The 18,734-nt window shown below is 69.8% G+C and carries 17 protein-coding genes and 3 pseudogenes; 9 read left to right on the top strand and 11 right to left on the bottom strand.

What is annotated here, in order from left to right; all coding sequences use genetic code 11:
* The first annotated feature begins 334 nt into the window (after window positions 1-334).
* From OHS81_RS35820 to OHS81_RS35800, 5 genes are all read left to right on the top strand, one after another.
* The gene (locus OHS81_RS35820; RefSeq protein ID WP_328390306.1) at window positions 335-1,687 is read left to right on the top strand and encodes a cytochrome P450; all 1,353 of its coding nucleotides are present in this window, start codon (window positions 335-337) and stop codon (window positions 1,685-1,687) included.
* A 180-nt stretch (window positions 1,688-1,867) separates the two neighbouring features.
* Window positions 1,868-2,662 carry a class I SAM-dependent methyltransferase gene (locus tag OHS81_RS35815; RefSeq protein ID WP_328390304.1) on the top strand — a complete coding sequence of 265 codons (795 nt, stop codon included), beginning with the start codon at window positions 1,868-1,870 and terminating at the stop codon, window positions 2,660-2,662.
* 239 nt (window positions 2,663-2,901) lie between these two features.
* Window positions 2,902-3,333, top strand: a complete 432-nt coding sequence (locus tag OHS81_RS35810) for a hypothetical protein (RefSeq protein WP_328390302.1) — start codon at window positions 2,902-2,904, stop codon at window positions 3,331-3,333.
* A 438-nt stretch (window positions 3,334-3,771) separates the two neighbouring features.
* The gene (locus OHS81_RS35805) at window positions 3,772-4,599 is read left to right on the top strand and encodes an alpha/beta fold hydrolase (RefSeq protein WP_328390300.1); all 828 of its coding nucleotides are present in this window, start codon (window positions 3,772-3,774) and stop codon (window positions 4,597-4,599) included.
* 240 nt (window positions 4,600-4,839) lie between these two features.
* Entirely contained in the window at window positions 4,840-5,553 is a 714-nt protein-coding gene (locus OHS81_RS35800; RefSeq protein WP_328390298.1) for a GntR family transcriptional regulator, read from the top strand.
* Window positions 5,554-5,712: 159 nt separating this feature from the next.
* On the opposite strand, the gene OHS81_RS35795 is transcribed toward OHS81_RS35800, so the two are convergent.
* From OHS81_RS35795 to OHS81_RS35780, 4 genes are all read right to left on the bottom strand, one after another.
* Entirely contained in the window at window positions 5,713-7,185 is a 1,473-nt protein-coding gene (locus OHS81_RS35795) for an FAD-dependent monooxygenase (protein ID WP_328390296.1), read from the bottom strand.
* A 220-nt stretch (window positions 7,186-7,405) separates the two neighbouring features.
* Complete coding sequence (locus OHS81_RS35790) at window positions 7,406-7,537, bottom strand: thiamine pyrophosphate-dependent enzyme (protein ID WP_328390294.1); 132 nt, start codon at window positions 7,535-7,537, stop codon at window positions 7,406-7,408.
* A 168-nt stretch (window positions 7,538-7,705) separates the two neighbouring features.
* Window positions 7,706-8,974: an FAD-dependent monooxygenase gene (locus OHS81_RS35785; protein WP_328391668.1), complete on the bottom strand. Its 1,269-nt coding sequence runs from the start codon at window positions 8,972-8,974 to the stop codon at window positions 7,706-7,708.
* Between the two features lie 129 nt (window positions 8,975-9,103).
* Window positions 9,104-9,724 carry a TetR/AcrR family transcriptional regulator C-terminal domain-containing protein gene (locus OHS81_RS35780; RefSeq protein ID WP_328390292.1) on the bottom strand — a complete coding sequence of 207 codons (621 nt, stop codon included), beginning with the start codon at window positions 9,722-9,724 and terminating at the stop codon, window positions 9,104-9,106.
* 119 nt (window positions 9,725-9,843) lie between these two features.
* Between OHS81_RS35780 and OHS81_RS35775 the strand changes: the two genes are divergently transcribed.
* Window positions 9,844-10,848, top strand: a complete 1,005-nt coding sequence (locus OHS81_RS35775; RefSeq protein WP_328390290.1) for an alpha/beta hydrolase — start codon at window positions 9,844-9,846, stop codon at window positions 10,846-10,848.
* Window positions 10,845-11,221: pseudogene (locus OHS81_RS35770) on the top strand (transposase); the annotation flags it as partial. The gene OHS81_RS35775 and the pseudogene OHS81_RS35770, both read left to right, overlap by 4 nt.
* Before the next feature lie 97 nt (window positions 11,222-11,318).
* Here the strand turns inward: OHS81_RS35770 and OHS81_RS35765 are convergent.
* The 3 genes from OHS81_RS35765 to OHS81_RS35755 all read right to left on the bottom strand — a co-directional run bounded on the left by OHS81_RS35765 (window position 11,319) and on the right by OHS81_RS35755 (window position 13,287).
* Entirely contained in the window at window positions 11,319-11,666 is a 348-nt protein-coding gene (locus tag OHS81_RS35765; RefSeq protein ID WP_328390288.1) for a YciI family protein, read from the bottom strand.
* Window positions 11,667-11,734: 68 nt separating this feature from the next.
* Window positions 11,735-12,625 carry a Vgb family protein gene (locus OHS81_RS35760; RefSeq protein WP_443058882.1) on the bottom strand — a complete coding sequence of 297 codons (891 nt, stop codon included), beginning with the start codon at window positions 12,623-12,625 and terminating at the stop codon, window positions 11,735-11,737.
* A gap of 5 nt (window positions 12,626-12,630) precedes the next feature.
* Window positions 12,631-13,287 carry a CatB-related O-acetyltransferase gene (locus OHS81_RS35755; protein WP_328390284.1) on the bottom strand — a complete coding sequence of 219 codons (657 nt, stop codon included), beginning with the start codon at window positions 13,285-13,287 and terminating at the stop codon, window positions 12,631-12,633.
* Between the two features lie 201 nt (window positions 13,288-13,488).
* Between OHS81_RS35755 and OHS81_RS35750 the strand changes: the two genes are divergently transcribed.
* Window positions 13,489-14,457 (top strand): LysR family transcriptional regulator, encoded by a 969-nt coding sequence (locus OHS81_RS35750; protein ID WP_328390282.1) that lies wholly within the window; start codon window positions 13,489-13,491, stop codon window positions 14,455-14,457.
* A gap of 493 nt (window positions 14,458-14,950) precedes the next feature.
* Here the strand turns inward: OHS81_RS35750 and OHS81_RS35745 are convergent.
* The 4 genes and pseudogenes from OHS81_RS35745 to OHS81_RS35730 form a co-directional block, all read right to left on the bottom strand.
* Window positions 14,951-15,094, bottom strand: a pseudogene (locus OHS81_RS35745) (PIG-L family deacetylase); the annotation flags it as partial.
* 219 nt (window positions 15,095-15,313) lie between these two features.
* Complete coding sequence (locus OHS81_RS35740) at window positions 15,314-16,513, bottom strand: cytochrome P450 (RefSeq protein WP_328390281.1); 1,200 nt, start codon at window positions 16,511-16,513, stop codon at window positions 15,314-15,316.
* Window positions 16,514-16,544: 31 nt separating this feature from the next.
* A complete protein-coding gene (locus tag OHS81_RS35735; RefSeq protein WP_328390279.1) occupies window positions 16,545-17,918 on the bottom strand; it encodes an NAD(P)/FAD-dependent oxidoreductase in 1,374 nt (457 codons plus the stop codon).
* A complete protein-coding gene (locus tag OHS81_RS35730; RefSeq protein WP_328390277.1) occupies window positions 17,908-18,117 on the bottom strand; it encodes a ferredoxin in 210 nt (69 codons plus the stop codon). Before OHS81_RS35730 ends, OHS81_RS35735 begins: the two co-directional genes overlap by 11 nt.
* Window positions 18,118-18,289: 172 nt before the next feature.
* Here OHS81_RS35730 and OHS81_RS35725 point away from each other — a divergent pair.
* Window positions 18,290-18,559: pseudogene (locus OHS81_RS35725) on the top strand (IS701 family transposase); the annotation flags it as partial.
* Window positions 18,560-18,734: the final 175 nt, after the last annotated feature.

Raw genomic sequence — 18,734 nt, 5'->3', positions numbered from 1 at the left:
GGCCGCTGGGTTTGCACGAGGCTTCCGGAACGGCGCTGGAGGGGTAGCGGGCGCGCGCGTCTCCAGGCCCCGCATGATGCACGCCTCGGCGTGCACCTGGGCGGCTCATTCCAGCCCCTGGTGCCCTCGACTGACCGAGATCCCGGTATCGCACTGAGTGTCCGTCACGCTACCTTCCGTGATGTATGCACTGCTCGCCCCGTGGGGACGTCGCCGGGCGGGTGGTGCCCGGTGTGTCCCGCACGCCTGCACCCGCATCACCGGTCCATCACGTCCCGAGGAGTACTACTCGGTCGCCGGGCAGGCACGGGCCCGCGGCCAAAGGAAGGCACACATGGCCACCGCCGCTCGCCTCACGGCCCCTCCCACCGCTCCCGGACGCCTTCCGCTGATCGGCCACGCACTCGAAATGTGGCGGCGCCCCCTGGAATTCCTCGATTCCCTCACCGCGTACGACCAGATCGTTGCCGTCTACCTGGGACCCACACCGACCTACGTCCTCGCCGGACCGGAGGTCGTCGACCGGGTGATGGTCACCGACGCCGGCCACTTCGCGAAGGGCCGCTCCTTCGAGAAGCTCCGCGACTACCTCGGCGAGGGCCTCGCCACCTCCGAAGGGCCCTTCCACCTCGGCCAGCGGCGCCTGATCCAGCCGGCCTTCCATCACCGGCAGATCGATCACTACGCGCGAGCCATGGCGCGGCTGGCCGACGAACGAGTCGCCTCCTGGCAGGCCGGACAGGTCATCGACGTCACCCAGGAGATGACTGACCTCTCCCTCGCCATCGTCACCTCCACGCTGTTCTCGACCGCACTCGACGCGCACATTGCCGCGGACATCCGCCGCGACGTGCCCGTCGTGCTCCGCGGCGTGTACCACCGGGCCATCGATCCGACCGGTCTTTGGCAGAAGCTCCCCACTCCCGGCAACCGCCGCCTTGCGGCCGCACACGACCGATTGCGCCGGGCCATCGACCACCTCATCCGCACCCGGCGCACCGGCCTCTCCGCCGAGCAGCCGGACCTGCTGTCGATGCTCCTGCAGGCTCAGGACGCCGACAGCGGCAACACCATGACCGACCAACAGGTCTACGACGAACTCATCACACTGCTGGTCGCCGGCACGGAGACAACGGCAGGCGGGCTGGCTTGGCTCTTCCACGAGCTGGGCCGGCACCCCGCCGTCGACCGGGAACTCCACGAGGAACTGCGGACGAGGAGCGGAGAGGCGCCTTCGTTCGAACGCCTCGGCCGTCTCCCGTACACGCAGCGGGTGGTGGACGAGGCGCTGCGCGTGCGCAACCCCGGAGGCGTCACGATGCGACGAGCGACCACGGAGGTCGAACTCGCGGGCTACCGGTTTCCCCCGGGTGCCGAGTTCATGTTCAGCGCCCTCGTCCTGCACCGGAACCCGCACCACTTCCAGGACCCCCTGAGGTTCCATCCCGACCGCTGGCTGCCCGGCCAGAAGGCCGCTCCCCGCGGCGCGTTCCTTCCCTTCGGCGCCGGAAGGCACAGATGTATCGGTGAATCGTTCGCGCGCGCGGAAATGACCACGGTGGTCGCGGCCGTGGCCCGCCGGTGGCGTCTGGAGCCGCTCCCAGGGGCGCAGGTACGGGGAGTCATGACCTCTACCAACCACCCCGCCAACCTCCTGATGAGGGTCGCTCCTCGCGAAGTGAGGTGACACCTCGGCAGGCCGCCACCGGCGCACGGGCGGCAAAGGGAACGGCGGCACCGCCCCCGCCCCGACGGCTGCTGAGGGTAGTACTGGGTGTGCGGTCGCCCCCGTGGCGGCGCGCTCCAGATCACGGAGGTGCAGATGACGCAGTGTCCCGGGGCGGTCCCGTACCCCATCCCGCCCGCAGTGCAGGAAGCGTATGGTCCGGCCGATCTCAGCTCGATGCCCCTGTTCGGCGGGGGGTTCATCAACTTCGGCCACTGGCAGGACATCGACCTCGACCGGCCGCTGACCGAACACGACCGGATCAGCAGCCAACAGGCCATGTACCGCCACGTGCTCGCCACCTTGGCGGCTGCGCAGGAGCCGCGAGCCCTGGAAGTCGGACCCGGGCTGGGGGTCGGCTGCACCGTTGCGCTCAAGGAGTACGGCTTCGCGCACGTCACCGGCATGGACATCCATCCACAGCAGCTCAAGCGGGCTGAACAGGCCAACGCCGATCTGTTGGCCCACCGTCCCGAACAGCTGCGCTTCGCCCACGGAGCAGCCGAAAGCATGCCCTTCGCGGAGGGCGAGTTCGACTGCCTGTACAGCGTGGAAGCCGCCCAGCACTTCCGCGACCTCGACGCGTTCGCCCGGGAGGCCGCACGCGTGCTGCGGCCCGGCGGCCGTGCCGTCATCGCCAGCTTCTTCGTCCCCGACGCCGACCCGGCCCGACCCGGGCGGCTGGCCGAACTGCTCGACACTTACCGCACCGGCCTGGACGTTGCCCACACCATCCCGCAGCTCACCGGCAGCCTCGAACGGGCCGGCCTGACCGGGGTCCGCGCCCACCCGATCGGGGCGTCGGTATGGCCGGGCTGGGACCGCTGGCTGGCTCGCATGTGGGAGCCCGGCACCTGGCCCCGCAACTTCCTGCGGGCCTACCGTGAAGGCACCCTCGACTACTTCACGGTCACCGCACAACGACCCATGCCATGACCCGGCGGTCAGCCTTCAGAACCTGCTTCCCGGCGACTCCGGGCAACGCGGGCGGGTTTCCGATGGCTGACACGCGCGTTCCACGCCGCGCTTCGATGTGGTCCGGGATTCGCCTATGCCCGAAAGGTGTCATCAGCCCCAGATGCATACCTGTCGGGCATACCTCCGATGTGACTTGATGGGCGACCTGCGTATCGGCTGCGCCTGGGGTGGGAGGGGTTTGTGTATGGCCCTGGAGCATGACGACATCCTGCTGGACGCACGACGGCGGCACGGACTTCATGGGCGCCTGGGACGACACGGAGAGGGCTCTCGCCCGGATGACGGCGGAGATGGCCAGGTTCGGCCTGTTCGCCAAGTCCTTCACGCAGAAGTGGGCGGCGGGTCTGGGTCAGGACTACACCGTCACCGTCAAGCTGCACCACTCCCCCGGGCAGTACACGGATTACACCACTCCACCAAAACGGACACCCGTCCGGCGCTGGTCGTCAGACCGCGGACAAGCGCTGCTGCCTCACGGTGGCCCTGGCCCGTACACAGATCCGCGTACGGGCCAGGGCCGGCGCCGACCCGGCCAGCAGGCCGGAGGAACGAGGAAACCGTGCTACGCCGCCGCTCGCACCGCGTCGGGACATCGATGGCACCTCCACCCCTGTTCACCCCGGAAGTGAGCAGCCGCGCATAACGGACTTAAAGCCTGGTGACACCGCCATTTTCGGCATCTCGTACACGGTCGACCCCAGCGGCGACAGCCTCGCATCCCCGACCCGCATCATCGTGACGCCGCCGAACGAGACCCACTGAGTACCACGACGACCCTGACTGAGTGTTTGGTCCGCCGGTTCCTGTCCGCGGCTGACCCGCGGACAACTCGCCGCCCGCGTCGGCCGGGCCGCGGGCCGGCCGCGCGGTGTCGGCGGCGGGTCGGGCACCCAGGAGCCGTTACGGCCAAGCGTGCCGTCTATCCAGTTCGACGGGGCTTCGAGGACCAGCTGCGGGCACAATCTGAGATCTCAGATTGCTTTACAGAGATCTCATGAGAGATGCTGACGCCAGGCCGCTACCGCACGGCTAAAGATCTCTGTACGTGGTCAGCAAGGACTTGAGCAATGACGATCTTCGAACCGATCACGGGCCGCTATGTCGCGGTCAACGGTGCACGCACCTACTTCGACGAGGCCGGGGAAGGCATCCCGATCGTGTGTATTCACCCGGGGGCCACCGACTCTCGGGTCTACAGGCACCTTCTGCCGTTGCTCGCTGAACGCGGATACCGCGCGATCGCCCCCGATCTTCCCGGGCACTGCCGTTCCTACCCAGCGCAGTGGCAGCCGGGGACTTCTATTCACGACCACGCCGAGTTCGTGCACGCGTTCGCGCGCACGGTGCTGCCTGGAATCTCGCCGTTTGTACTCGGCGCCTCAGTCGGAGGCCTCACAGCACTGGATCTTGCCGCTCACCATGGAGACAGCTATCGAGGGGTCGTCGCGATGCAAGCAGCGTCGTGGACACCGCTGTCGGCCGAGGCTGCTGCGTTGCTGGCAGGTCGGACGAGCGCGCCCGATGCCGGCTGGACGGATCACCTCGAGTATGCGGCGGTGGCCTCGGCGAGCAAGAAGCTGACATCCGGGCAGGAAGTCGAACTTCGGTGGCTTCAGCGCAGCACTTCCCAGCAGGCTGGGCAGTGCGACGGTCAGGCGTGGGCTTCCCATGATCTGCGCGGCCGGCTCGGCGATGTGCGGTGCCCGGTCCTGCTCGTGCAGGGCACCGACGATTTCTTCGTGCAGGATCAGCTGGTCGATGACACGGTCGCGGAAATGGGCTCGGTGGCACAGCTGCTGCGGGTGCCTGACATCGGGCATTACCCGCCGCTTGAGAATCCGGAGTGGGTTGCGCAGATCGCAGACACTTTTGTCATGGAGACGACGACGGCCTGATCGTCTGTCCTGGGCCCCTATGCTTTGCCGCCCTCTGGCCGACGGATTCGATTGCGGACCCGCGACGTCCACTGCGGAGAATGCCGGCAGAGGGGACCGAGCCAGACAGAAGAGCGGCGGCAACGGGCCGCTGCGCCAGGGGCGCGGGGCCGTTGGCGAGTAGGGATCTCCTCCCCCAGCCTCCCGACCGCTAGGATCCAAGATCTTCTCACTGGGATATCAAATCCATAGGATGGGTACGTGAAGTATCTGCCCGTCATCCTCAGCGCAGACCACCCCAGCCTGAACGCCACCGAACGTGCGTACCTTGCGATCAAGCGGCGGATCATCGAACTCGAGCTGGAGCCAGGTGCGCGTGTCACCAAGTCGGACCTGACACACCTGGCCGGGGCCGGCGCGATGCCGGTGAGGGAAGCCCTGACTCGGCTGCAGCGCGACGGGCTGGTCCAGGCACTGCCGCGCTCGGGTTACCGCATCCTGCCTGTGACCCTGAAGGGGGCGCGGGAACTCTGCGCGTTCCGGCAACTGCTGGAGACCGAAGCCGCCGGCCTCACAGCCGAGCTCGGCTGCCCGGCCGACGATCTCGCCCGAATGGAAGAACTCCTCGAAGTCAGTTACGAGTTGGGCAATGCGGAGAGCGTTGACGCCTTCCTGCGCGCCAACCTGGAGTTCGACACGATCATCGCTAACAGGTGCGGTAATGACATGCTGGCGCAGTCGATCACCCGGGTCTTCGACGAGCTGGAACGCATCCTGCGGATCACCCTGAAGTCGCTGCCCTTCTCGGCGTCGGCCGCACATGAGCGACACGCGATTCTGGATGCCATCCGTGAGCGCGATCCTGCTGCGGCCCGCACGGCCATGGAGGCTCGGGCACGGGCCTCGCAAGAGCAGATCATCGACACGCTCATGTCCAGTTCATCGATCACCGAGGCCAGCATCCGGGTCTCCTGAACCCCAGGAAGAGCTCAAGGCCGGGAGGTTCCCCGCCTTACGATGCACGCATGGATGGGGGTCCCCCCGCCTGGAGGCTGGGCGTCGCGCGCCGATCCGGCCTGTTCCGGGATTGAGGGCCGCCGAGCGGAGCCGGCGGGTGGGCTCGCCGAGCGGCGTTCAGCGGCACAGGGTGCGCAGGGTGGTGAGGCAGTCCGCGGCCCGGCGCTGCGGGTCGGTGTCGGTGCTGGCCCAGGCGATCCGGGCGTCCGGCCGGATCAGGACGGCGGTGACGTCCCGCCAGATCGCGTGCGCCGCCTCGGTGTTGACGGTTCCTGCCCGCTGCTCCAGGCCATCCGTGAGGCACGGTGTCCGCGTCCCGCCGAGGTCCAGCAGCAGTGGTCGGCCGTGGTACATCAACGGGTGGGCAGTGGGTGCGTCGGCCGTGTCCAGGGCGAGGCCGGCCAGCCGGGTGCCGTTCAGCGGGTGCGCACCGGGTGTGGTGTCGGCGGGGAGCGGGTCGTCGAAGCCGGCGATCCGGCGGGCCCACTGGCGGTTGGTCTGCGGTTCGGCGAGCGCGGCGGACCAGACCTCGCGCAGGGCGATCTGCTCCGGGCTCGCCGCGGCGAACAGGGCCAGCTGCGCGCGGGTGTTGTCGATGACGGCGCGGGCGGCCGGCCGGCGCTCCGTGTCGTAGCTGTCGAGTAGTCCGTCGGGGGCCCGGCCCTGGAGGGTGGCGGCCAGTTTCCAGCCCAGGTTGGTGGCGTCCTGGATGCCGAGGTTCATGCCCTGCCCACCGGCCGGGAAGAACATGTGCGCCGCGTCTCCGGCCACCAGCACCTGTCCGGCCCGGTACCGCGCGGCCTGACGGGTGGCGTTGCCGTAGCGCGACAGCCACCGGGGGGTGCGGATGCCGAGGTCCCGTCCCAGCAGCATGCGGGTTTGCCCGCGCACCTCCTCCAGGGTCAGCGGTTCGCCGGTCCCGCGGTGCATGGTGGCCGTGGAGAGCCCCGCCAGCCGGTGGACGCCATCGCCGATCGGGGCCGCCAGGAACGAACCGGCCGGCCCGGTGGCGGCGAGCGGCGCGGTGGGCGGATCGTCGAGTTCTACGTCGGCGAGCCACCCGGTCAGCGTGGTGTCCTGGCCGGGGAAGTCGATGCCGGCCGCCTGTCGTACCGCGCTGCGGCTGCCGTCGCAGCCCACCACCCAGCGGGCCCGCACCGTCCGGTGGGTGCCGCCGGCCCGGATCACCACCTCGACTGCGTCCCGCCCCTGGGTGAGCGAGACGACTTCCTCCCCGCGCAGCACCCGGGCGCCCACGGTGACCGCATGCTCCTCCAGGAGTTGCTCGGTGACGGACTGACCGAGCGCCAGCATGAAGGGGTGGGCCGCCCCGACGGTGGAGAAGTCCAGCCGGGTGGTCGCCGCCCCGAAGTGGCCGGTCGGCACCGGGGTGCCGCGTTCGATGAACCGCTGCGCGAGGCCGCGGGTGGCGAAGGTGTCCAGCGTCCCGGCCTGCATGCCGACCGCGCGCGACCGTCCGTCCGGTGCCGCCCGGCGTTCCACGACGGCCACCTCCACCCCCTGCAGGCGCAATTCCGCGGCGAGCCAGAGCCCCACCGGGCCGGCCCCGGCAATGAGCACGTCGAGCATGACAACCACTTCCTCCCACTCTTGTCCACTGGACAAGGATGAGCATGCCCTGGAATTGTCCAGTGGACAAGAGGGAGGCGGAAGTCGACCGGGAAGGCGCATCGGATGGGTACGACACAGGGCGATATCGTCGCCGCCACACTGGCGGTCCTCGACGAGCACGGGCTGGACGGACGCGGTATTCGTCGTTGGAGGAGACGACGATCGTCAAGGGGACCTTTCAGTGGGCCGCGGTCCACAGGGACGTGATCGCGTAGTGCATCGAACCGCCGCCCATGAGGGCGAGCACCGGGCGGTCCGGGGCGCCGAGTTGGGCGCCGACAGCGGCGGGCAGCCCGAATCCGAGGCCCATCCCGATTCTGTTCGAACGCCGAGCGCGGAACATGCTCAACGCCGGCAGCCGGGACAGCGCGCCCTGAGAATAATCAGCCGAACGGGCAACCCCCGTGCAGTGCCGAACAGTTCCGACTACGCACAGCGATCCTGCGGCAGTCACGGAGCCCCTGCCGCGGGCGCGTCCTCACCGTGCAGGATCCGTGGCCGCGTCCGCGGCCCCGCCCGAAACGGTCCACGAGGCACGGGAGTTGACCTGTGCGACTGTCGCCCGGGTCAGCTCCTTGTAGTCGCTCGCCATCTCCGTGGCCTCGTCGACGGGCAGCGCCCCGCCGCGCTCCGCAGCCCGCGCGATGATCTTCTCCGGTCCCAGCTCGCGATTGGCCAGGACGATCGCGTTGACCGTCGGCCGGCGCATCGTGTCGTAGCGGCGGAGCGCGGTTGCGGGGTCGTGCTCCCGGGCCAGGCACCAGGCCAGTACCCGGGCGTCGACGACGGACTGCGATCCGCCGTTCATGCCCATCGGGAACATCGGGTGAGCTGCGTCGCCGAGCAGCGTGACCCGGCCGAAGCTCCAGCGCGGCAGGGGGTCGCGGTCGAGCATGGGGTACTCGAAGATCGCCGATGACCGTTCGACCAGCTTCGCCAGGTCGATCCAGGGCAGGCTCCAGTCCGTCACGCCGGTGAGGGCTTCCGCCGTCGTGATGCGGCGGTTCGAGCGGTCCAGCGGTGCGGCGCGTGTGCCGCGGCGCACTTCGAGCACCCAGTTCACCAGGGCGTCGCCGCCCTTCGTCACCCGGTCCTCGATCGGGTAGGCGACGAACTTCGCACCGGGGGTGCCGCCGGCCACCACGATCGACCGGCCGTCGAGGAGGTGAGGGTATGGTGCGACCCCGCGCCACATGTGGACGCCGTTCCCGTGCGAGGGCCCTTCGGCCGGGTACAGCTGGGCGCGTACCGCCGAGTCGATGCCGTCGCAAGCGATCAGCAGGTCGGTGTCCTCGGCCACGGGTGTGCCGCCGGTCCGGTCCAGGAAATGAACCCGGACGCCGTGCGGTGTCTGCTCGAAGCGCTGGAAGCGCAGACCGGTGCGGAGGCAGTCCGAGCCCAGGCGCTTGCGCACCGCCGCCAGCAGCATCAGGTGCAGACGGCCGCGGTGTACGGAGTACTGCGGCCAGCGGTAACCCGCCGCGAGCCCCAGGGTTTCCTCCCACACCGGCTCGCCCGCCCGGTCGCGGTAGCTCAGCCGGTGCGGGGGCAGCGCGATGGCGGCCAGTTCGTCGGCCAGGCCGAGTTCCGCGAGTTCCCGTACCGCGTGCGGCAGCAGGTTGATACCCACGCCGACCGCCTCGATGGTCCGTGCCGCCTCCCGCACCTGCGGACGGAAGCCTGCGGCGTGCAGGCTCAGGGCGCAGGCCAGCCCGGCGATGCCCCCTCCCACGATGGTGACTCGAATCGGCCGTCCCTCCGTTCTCCCGTGTCCGGGAATGTTGGTGGGAAGCACAACGCAGGTTCCGGCCGCCGAGTTCCGCGAAACGCCGGCGGGCGACGCCTGCACGTCACACCGTTCCGGGCCCGGACCGAGTCACGCCGGAACGCCGCCCGCACGGTCCAACTCCGCTCGAAGCGCGACCACTTGCATGTTCAGTGCGAACTCGAAGCGCTCCTCGTAGCTACCGGCGGTGACATGCGCGGCGGCCTCTCTCAGCGCCGGGTAGTCGGGGTCGTCGAATTCCGTCACCCGCTCAGGCGGCTCGGCGGCATGTGCCTGCTGTTCCTGAGTGATGCCCAGGACCAGATAGAAAATGGTCCAGTTCGCCCAGGCCGCCGTGCGGGGCGAGAAGCCCGCGTCGAGCAGGGTCTGGATCATCGTGTCGGCGAACCGGTAGGTGTTCGCCTCCGTCGTGGAGAGCCCGGCGAGCAGGCGGGCCGCATCGCGACGCGCGAGGATCGCGCCGCGGCACCAGCGCGCCAGGGCCCGGACGCGGTCCTCCCACCGGCGGGGCAGGGTGGTGACGTCCAGGCCCGCGAGTACGGCGTCCGACATCAGCACGAGCAGACGGTGCTTGTTGTCCACGTGCCAGCGAACGGTGTTGTGCTGCACTCGCAGCCGGTCCGCGACGGCACGCATGGTCACCATGTCCAGGCCCTGCTCGTCGAGCACTTCCAGCGCCGCGTCGACGACCGCTGCTCGGCTGATGCCCATGCCACTCCCCTGTCGCTCCCTCGTAATCTCTCTTGTCCGGCGGACAATATACGGCGTCAACTCTTGTCCACTGAACAAGGGGCAGTTATTGTCCGGCGGACAAGAGAAGGGAGTCCACGGTGTGGCAGTCCATGGTGTTGCTGGATCCTGAGTTCCTCCCCGTCTACGAGGCGTTGCCCGCACTCGACGTGTTCGCCGACCTGTCGGCGGCACGTGCGGCTGCGAGCGCGGCCAGTGGCGACGGCAGCTCGGACAGTGCGGTCGACGTCGAGGACCGTGTCGTCCCCGCGAACGGGCACCCTTTGAGCCTGCGGCTCTATACGCCGGCCGCAAGGGGGGCGGGCCCGCTGCCGGTCGCGGTGTGGATGCACGGCGGCGGGTTCGTGCTGGGCGGCCCCAACGCGGAGGACGCCACCTGCCGACGGCTGTCCGCCGAGCTGGGCATCGCCGTCGTCGCGCCCGACTACCGGCTCGCTCCGGAGAACCCGTACCCCGCCGCGTTCGACGACTGCTACGCAGCACTGGGCTGGGCGGCGGACCAGGCGGGTGACCTGGGGTTCGACGCGTCGCGCCTGGCCGTGGGCGGGCACTCGGCCGGTGCCGCCCTGGCGACGGCCGTAGCCCTCGCCGCCCGTGACCGGGAGGGTCCGCACATCAGGTACCTCCACCTGGGCTACCCCGTCCTCGACGACCGCCTGACGACCGCATCGGCGCGAGCGGTCACCGACCCCAAGCTCTTCAACCGCCATGGGGCCGAGGCAGGTTGGGGGATGTACCTGCGAGGGAGCGACCCGGGGAGCGGTTATGCCGTTCCGGCCCGCGCCGAGAACCTGCGGAATCTGCCGCCCGCGTACCTCATGGTCGCCGGAGTCGATCCGGCACGGGACGAAGCGCTGGAGTTCGCCGCCCGGCTGGGCGCGGCGGGAAACTCTGTCGAGGTTCACCTCGTGCCCGGAGTACCGCACATGTTCGATGTGCTGGCCCCCGGCGTGCGTGCGAGCCGTCGGGCCGTCTCCGCCTGGACGGCGGCGTTCGCCGACGGCATCGGAGTCACTGCTGAGCTCGGAGTCATGAACGGTGACGCGTTCATCAGCGACGATCCGGAGCTGTCGGACATACGCTGACCGGCGGGAACCGCCATGACGTCACCCAGCTCCTGCCTCTACTCGACGCGATTCCCCGCGTCAGGGATCGAACCGGCCGTCCCGCCACCGGCCACGCGTGCTGTTCGCCGATCGGGGCCACGACTTCGACAAGTACCGCCGCTTGCTGCGGGAGCGCGGGATCAAGCCCGTCATTGCCCGCCGTGGTACGCCGCACGGGTCCGGTCTCGGTGGTGTCCGCTGGGTGGTGGAGCGCACGGATGCCTGGATCCGCGGGTTCCGCCGCCTGAGGATCCGCTGGGAGTGACGTGACGGCATCCATGAAGCCCTCCTCAAGGTTGCCTGCTGCGTGATCACCTACCGACGTGTCAGAGCGATCGACCGGCTTTCCTGAGCTTCGGCGGGCGTGCGGTACGGCGTCAACGGTGCCGACGGCAGCTCCGAGGCGCGGTGCTGCCGTTCGAACCGCTCCGGTACGACGGTGGTGGGGCTCAGGCGGATTCGAGGAGCGGGCGGATCTCGATCGTCTCCGGAGTGGGCAGGGCCTTGGCCAGTTCGACAGCCTCCGCACGGTCGGCCACCTCGACCACGAACCAGCCGCCAAGGGTCTCCTCGCCGGTGTGCGCGGGCCCGTCGGTCACTGATGACGCCCCGTCGGTCGTCTTGCGCACGGTCGCCGGGCTGTGGTGCTCGGTTTCCAGGGCGTCGCCGCCGACCAGCTTTCCGGCCGCCGCAAGCGTGCCGATCCAGGTCTGGTAATCCGCGCGGTAGGTGTCCCGGTCGGCCTGGATCCGGCGGCGTGACTCATCTGTCTCAAAGATCACGAGTGCGTATTTCACGGGTGTTCCTCTCCGGCCGCCGTGCGGGCGGCCGTTGTCGACGTTGGCGGGTGTGAGGGAGTCGTTGGTCAGGTGGCGTTGTCCACAGGGGCGATGCGAGCCAGCGCACCGCTCTCCAGAGCTGCCCACAAGGCGCCGTCGGGACCGAGGGTGATGCCGTGCGGCTCGGAGCCGGGGGTGGGCAGGTCGTGCACGGTGATGGTGCCGTCGGGAGTGATCGAGCCGACGCGGTTGCCGCCCCACTCGGTGAACCACGCAGTGCCGTCGTCGGCGACGGTGATGGCGTGGGGCCGGGCTGCGCGGTCGGGCAGCGGAAACTCGATGACCTGCCCGTCGGGGGTGATCCGCCCGATCTGACCGGCGGAGATCTCGACGAACCACAGAGCCCCGTCGCGCCCCGCGGTGATGCCTACCGGAGCGGCGTCCTTGGTCGGCAGTGAGTGGAGGGCCACTGCGCCGTCCATGCCGATCCGCCCGATGGCGTTCGCCTGGTTGAGCGTGAACCACATCGCGCCGTCGGTGCCGGCGGTGATCGCGGAGGGGAACGCGCCCGTGACGGGGAGCGGGAACTCGGTGACCCGGCCGTCGAGGGTGAGGCGACCGATGCGGTCGGCGGCAGTCTCGGTGAACCACAGGGCACCGTCCGGCCCTGCTGCGATACCGAAGGGCCCGCAGCCGGGGGTGGGTATCGCGAAGTTGTCGATGACGCCGCCGGTGGTGATCCGCCCGATCCGGTGTGCCTGGTATTGGGTGAACCACAGGGCGTCGTCGGGGCCGTGGACGATGACGGTCGGCCCGCACGCGGGGTCGAGCTGGTGGCTCGTCGGTTCTCCGCCGGGGATCAGCCGACCTATGCGGCCGCTGTGGACCAGGGTGAACCACAGTGCGCCGTCCGGCCCGGTGGTGATGGCGTACGGTCCGGCTTCGCTGTCCGTCACAGCGTGCTCGTCGATGGACACCTGGGTCACAGGGGTTTCTCCAGATCGTGCTCGGCGGCGATGCGTGCGATGTCCGCGGGAGTTCCGGCCATGATGGTGCGGGCATGTTCGGTGACCAGGTCGACAGGCCAGTCCCACCATGCTGCGCGGAGGAGTCGCTCGACGTCCTCGTCGGTGAACCGCTGCCGGATCGGCCTGGCCGGGTTGCCACCGACGACGGTGTAGGGAGGGACGTCGGCGGTGATCAGGGCGCCGGCCGCGATGATGGCGCCGTCGCCGATGTGCACACCCGGCATGACGGTCGCCTGGTGGCCCAACCAGACGTCATTGCCGATGACCGTGTCCCCGCGGCTGGGCATGGCCGTGACGATGTCCAGGGTTTCCTCGGCCCAGCGGCCGCCGAACATGGTGAACGGGAAGGTGGACACACCCGCCGTCGGATGCTCCGCGCCGGCCATCAGGAAGCGGGTTCCCGTGGCGATCGCGCAGTACCTGCCGATGATCAGGCGTTCCGGCCCGTAGGCGTACAGCACGTTGTGGTGCTCGAACTCCGTCGCGCCGCCGGGGTCGTCGTAGTAGGTGTACTCGCCGACGACGATCTTCGGTGAGGCGACCAGCGGTTTGAGGAACACCACCCGGTCGTGCGCGGGCAGCGGGTGAACGGTGGTCGGATCAGGTGCCAAGGCGAGGATCCTTTGTGTGGTGCGGTCCGCGGCGGCGGACGATACGGACAGGAGAAGGGGCGGACAGGCAGGGCTGACGCTGTTCCCAGCCGGGTGCCGGTGGGCCAGTGGGACAGGGCCCAGTCTCGTTTAGGCTGTCCGGCCGGAGCAACGCCGTTTTCCGCAAGGCGGCCATAAGCGGGAGTGATAAATGGGGGAGCCGTGGAACTGCGGGACATCGAGATCTTCCTGACGCTCGCCGAGGAACTGCACTTCGGCCGGACCGCGGAGCGGCTGCATCTCTCCCAGGCACGCGTCAGCCAGTCCGTCAGCCGGCAGGAACGCCGCCTGGGCGGCGCCTTGTTCGACCGCAGCACCCGCACCGTGACACTGACGCCCCTGGGCCGGCGACTGCGCGACGATCTCCACCCCGGCTACGGGTTGATCCGCAAGGCCCTGACCCGTGCGGCGGACACTGCCCGCGGTTGCTCCGGGACCGTGCGGCTGGGTGCGATGGGCGCGCTCCCCTCCGAATTGGCCTGGCTGGTCGAGGAGTTCTGCGCCCGCCACCCCCAGTGCAGTGTGGAGTTCGTGGAGTACCACTTCAGCGATCCGCTCGCCCGGATACGGGCCGGCGAGGTAGCGGCGCAACTGATGTGGCTCCCGGTGCCTGAACCCGGACTCCGGCTCGGGCCTGTAGTGCTGACCGAGGGCCGGGTCCTGGCTGTGGCCACGGGCTCCGATCTGGCGTCACGGGCTCGCGTGTCGCTTGAGGATCTGGCCGGTCGGACAGTTCCGGACCCCGGCAGGCGTACTCCCGAGGAGTGGTACCGGGCGATGTGCCCGGAGCGGACGCCGGGTGGACGCCTGGTCCACCGCGGCCCGCAGGCGAGGACCTTCCACGAGGTCCTGGCCCTGGTCGCCACCGGGCGCGCGGTCTGCCCGCTCAACGGTCATGTCCCCCGCTATTACACCTACCCCGGAGTGGTGCTGGTCCCGATCGATGATGCGCCACGCACCGAATGGGCGCTCGTCCTGCCCGAGTCCGCCCCCGCGCCGCATGTACGGGCGTTCATAGAGACCGCCCGCGAACTCGGGGCGCGCGAGATTGACAGGGGTGGAGCCCGTGAAGAGCGAACAGGACGAGCCACAGCTGGTCGTGGTCCGCGCTCCTCAGCACCCGGCAACTGAGCCCGACAGGAAGAAGCCGGCCCAACCGCATGGTGTGAGTGGTTCTCAGTCGCCGCAGGCCAGCGCGCAGCGGGCGACTGGCTTCGCTTGTAGGGTCTCGCCGCTGGTGTCGGAGACCGCCCGCGCGACCTGCTGCTTCTTCCGCTGTCTCACGGCGTGTCGGACATCGGAGCCTCAGCTTCGTGTCGCTTCCCCGGCGGTCTGTCCTGATCGGAGCAGACCGCCGGGCTTGTGACCTGGGCTGTCGCGCACCTCCGACTCAGCAGCCCGCAGGTCTCCCACCTGTGCGGTTGCCAGGTGGTGTGGGGACGAGCGCGGTGTCGGGTCAGCAGTGCGGGCACGCGTCGACGCGGCCGGCGAGTGCCTGGAAGCGGGCTGCCGGAGCGGAACTCGCGTGGACAAGCCTCCGGGTGTGTGACCCGCCCGATCGCGCCGGGCGGCCGATGAGCTTTCCCCCGGGCCCGGGCGGACGGGCCTCGGCCGGACGGGCGGATCAGCGCAGTCCGGCGAAGAGATCGTTCTCGGGTACGGCCGCGCCGGTGGCGTCCTTGACGCGTACGAAGGTCTCCATGTCCCTCAATTCGCCGAACCTCTCCTTGCCCATCTTGAGGAAGAAGATGTTCTCGCCCTGACTGGCGCGACGCACAGGAAGGAGCCCACGCCTTCGCCGAAAAGCACCCACCGCACTGGGAAGGCCGCTGACCGCAGCCCCGCGAGGCCCTCACGGCGCGTCAGCTGGTCGGACTGCTCCCGCCGACCTGACCTGTGCGGCCTTCCTCACCCACGCCACTGTCGTCCGATCCCCGTCGTTCACCCGGGCAACGGTCCTTGCGGCGTCTGCCGCCGGGTAGTCGAGTCACCGGTGGACGGGCAGGTGGCGGGGTCCGCGGAGCATGGCGTTCTGCCGGTAGGGGGGTGGGTCCTGGACCAGGCGTGCCGTGCTCAGGTGGGGGATCAGCGCGCCGAGCGCGGTCTCGGCCTCGATGCGGGCGAGGGGCGCGCCGTAGCACAGGTGGATGCCGCTGCCGAAGCCGAAGTGTTCGTTGTCCGGGCGGGTGGGATCGAACCGGTCGGGCTCGTGGAACCGTTTGGGGTCGCGGCTGCCCGAGGCCAGTGCCAGGACGACGGATGTGCCCTTGGGGATCGTGGCGCCGGCATGGTCGATGTCGACGAGAGGGATCCTCTCGCGCATGTGGACCGGGGGCTCGTAGCGCAGCAGTTCCTCCACCGCTCGGGGCAGCAGGTCGGGTTCGCGGCGCAGCCGGTCCAGTTGGCGGGGCTGGCGCAGCAGGGTGAGGACGCCGTTGGTGATCAGGTTGACCGTGGTCTCGTGGCCGGCGATGAACAACAGGATGGTGGTGTCCGCCAGTTCCTCATTGCTGAGCTGCAGGGCGGGGTCCGGTTCGTTGATGAAGGCGGACAGCATGTCGTCGGTGGGCCGGCCGCGGCGCTGTTCGGCGAGGTCGACCAGGTACCGGCCCATCTCCTGCCGGGCCTTGATGGCTGCCTTGTCCCGTTCGGTGGTGTCTTCTTCGGGCCCGATGTCAGCGGACGCGACGAGTGCCTCGGTCCATCCCTGGAACAGTGACTCGTCCTCGCGAGGGACACCCATCAGTCGGCAGATGACCGTGATGGGCAGGGGGTAGGCGAAGTCGTCGACGACGTCGATCTGCTCGCGGTCCCGGAGCGCCTCGATCAGTTCCCGGGTGATGTGGGCGATCTCGCCGCGCATGGCATCGATCCGGCCCGGGCTGTGCGGCGGACCGAACGGCCGCATGGCCATGGTGCGCAGCCTGTGGTGCTCGGGGTCGTCGAGCCGCAGGAACGGCGGCTTGACCGTCTCCTCGGACGGAGCCCGGGCGCTGCGAGAGCGCGGATCGGCGCTCATCCGCGGGTCGTGGAGCAGAGCGGCGATGTCGTGGTAGGTGCCGATCAGGTAACTGCCGTCCGCCTGCCGCACCACGGGACCGGCCGCGCGGAGTTCCGCGTACAGCGGGTAGGGGTTGGGGCGGTTCACGTAGTCAGAGATCCGCGCCAGCAAGGTGTCGGAGGGCATGGTGGCTCCTCGTGGTCGGGCGGGACGTGGGTCAGCCGGTGGGCTGCACCACCGTCAGCCGGCGGTCGGGCAGGTAGCCGGTGAGCGCCACGGTGGGGCCGTGGGACAGTCCCTTCGGATCCGGCACGTCGGAAGGGATCGGGACGTCGGCAGCGAGTGCCCGGTCCGCCGCGCCGGGCGGGGGCGGGAAGGGAGCAGCCGTCTCGATCAGGTGCCGGTAGTAGTCGAGCGATTTGGCCATGTCGACGGTGACCGCGGCGGTGACCCGTCCCTGGTAGCCGTAGACCACCGCCAGACGGCGCGCCTCCAACGAGCCCTGGGCGATGACCAGGTGGTCGGAGAAGGTGGGCACGCCCACCGACTTGATGTTGAGCCCGAACTGGTTCGACCAGAACGTCGGGACGGCAAGGTGCGGTCGCCGCAGGGGCCCGGGACTGACCATGTTGTGCGCCGCCACCTCGGCCTGTGCGACCGCGTTGCCCCAGTGCTCCAGGGACAGCAACTGGTACCCGAACAGCGGGTGCGGGAACCGCGAGACGTCACCGGCCACGAACACGTCGTCGGTCACGATCCCGTACATGGTGAAGACCCGGCACCCGGCGTCGCACGCGATACCGCGCGGCCCCGCTGCCAGCCCGGCCTCCGCCAGCCACTCGACGTTGCGGACCGCCCCCAGCGCCACGACGCACACGTCCGCGTCGACCCGGCTTCCGTCGGACAGGTCCGCACCGTTGAACCGGCCCTTCCCGTCCCCGCGCAGGGCGGTGACCGTCACCCCGCAGCGCAGATCCACACCGTGATTGCGCTGCATGACGGCCGCAAGCTTCGACAAGGTCCCGCCGAGCGCACCCACCAGGGGTGCAGGGCCTCGTTCCGCCACCGTGACCTCGATGCCCTGCTCCCGGCAGGCCGAGGCGATCTCCGAGCCGGTGAAACCGGCGCCGATCACCAGCACCCGCTCCGGCCCGGCGGCCAGCCGCTCGGCCAGCCCCACGGCCTCATCGCGGGTGCGCAGCGTGAACACCCCGTCCAGGGAGGCCTCCTCCGGGTTGGGCCAGGGCCTCGCCCGGGTTCCGGTGGCGATCAGCAGCCGGTCGAAGGGCAGCGACTCGCCGTCGGCCAGCAGCACCCGTTTCCCGAGAGGATCCAGGCCGGTGGCACGCACTCCCAGCCGCCAGTCGGCGTCCGGGTCCCGGCGCATCGGCAGCCCTGTGGCGTCCGCCGAGGCCTTGCCGAGGAGCACCTGCTTGGACAGCGGAGGACGGTCGTAGGGTGGATGGGGTTCGTCCCCCACGACGGTCAAGGAGCCGGCAAAGCCCTGCTCGCGCAGCGTCTCCGCGGCCCGCAACCCGGCCAGCGACGCACCCACGATGACGATGCGGCCACTGTGCAGATCACTGGGCACCGGCGCTCACCTCCCGGCCGAGGAGGATGGCCTGGACCGGACACGCCGCCGCGGCCCGGCGCACGCGCTCGACCTGGTCGTCCGGGACGTCCGGGGCGTACAGCAACCCCTCTTCCCCGTGCAGCTCGAACACCTCCGGCGCGAGGAAGACGCACTGCGCATAGCCCTGGCAGCGGGTGAGGTCCACAACGATCTGCATGGCCAGCCACTCCCTGAGTCGTACCGGCGCCCCCTTCCCTTTCTACGCCTGCGTCGCACCAGGCGCTCGTTGCGACCTGTCACACCGGGCGTCTGCCCCGCGAGCGAGCGGTCCGCTCGGCTGGCCGGGGCTTCGCCGCCCGGTGGGGAGACCACCGCAGGACCCGGGGTCGATACCCCGACGTCACCAGCGGTGGATGCCGGCCCGCCGCAGCCTGACCAGGACCGATGAGATCGCGTACTCCGTCGCCTACGCGCCCAACGGCACCACAGGCACGGATCGGGTCCGGGTCGCCGGATCCCGCTGGGCGATCGAAGTAGCCTTCCGGGCTGCCAAGAACGAGTGCGGCCTGGACCAGTACGAGGCCCGCCGCTGTCCGGGCTGGTACCGGCACATCACCCTGGCCATGCTCGCCCACGCTTTCCTGACTGCCCTGACTGCCCTGGCAGCCCGGACCACCGAAAAGGGGGCAGCAGAAACGACATCACCAGCACTGTCCCCATCATCGTGGCAGAGGACTGGTTCCGGGACGGAACCCTCGGATGGAGAGACTGATCATGACTGGCAGCTCGTGAAGAAGCGCACCGCCGACCCGGCCGACGGTGCGGTGTACGTCC

The sequence above is a fragment of the Streptomyces sp. NBC_00400 genome, assembly GCF_036048035.1.
GTDB lineage: Bacteria > Actinomycetota > Actinomycetes > Streptomycetales > Streptomycetaceae > Streptomyces.
The sequence above is the reverse complement of the archived record's forward strand: the minus strand, read 5'-3'. Positions and strand labels throughout refer to the sequence as shown.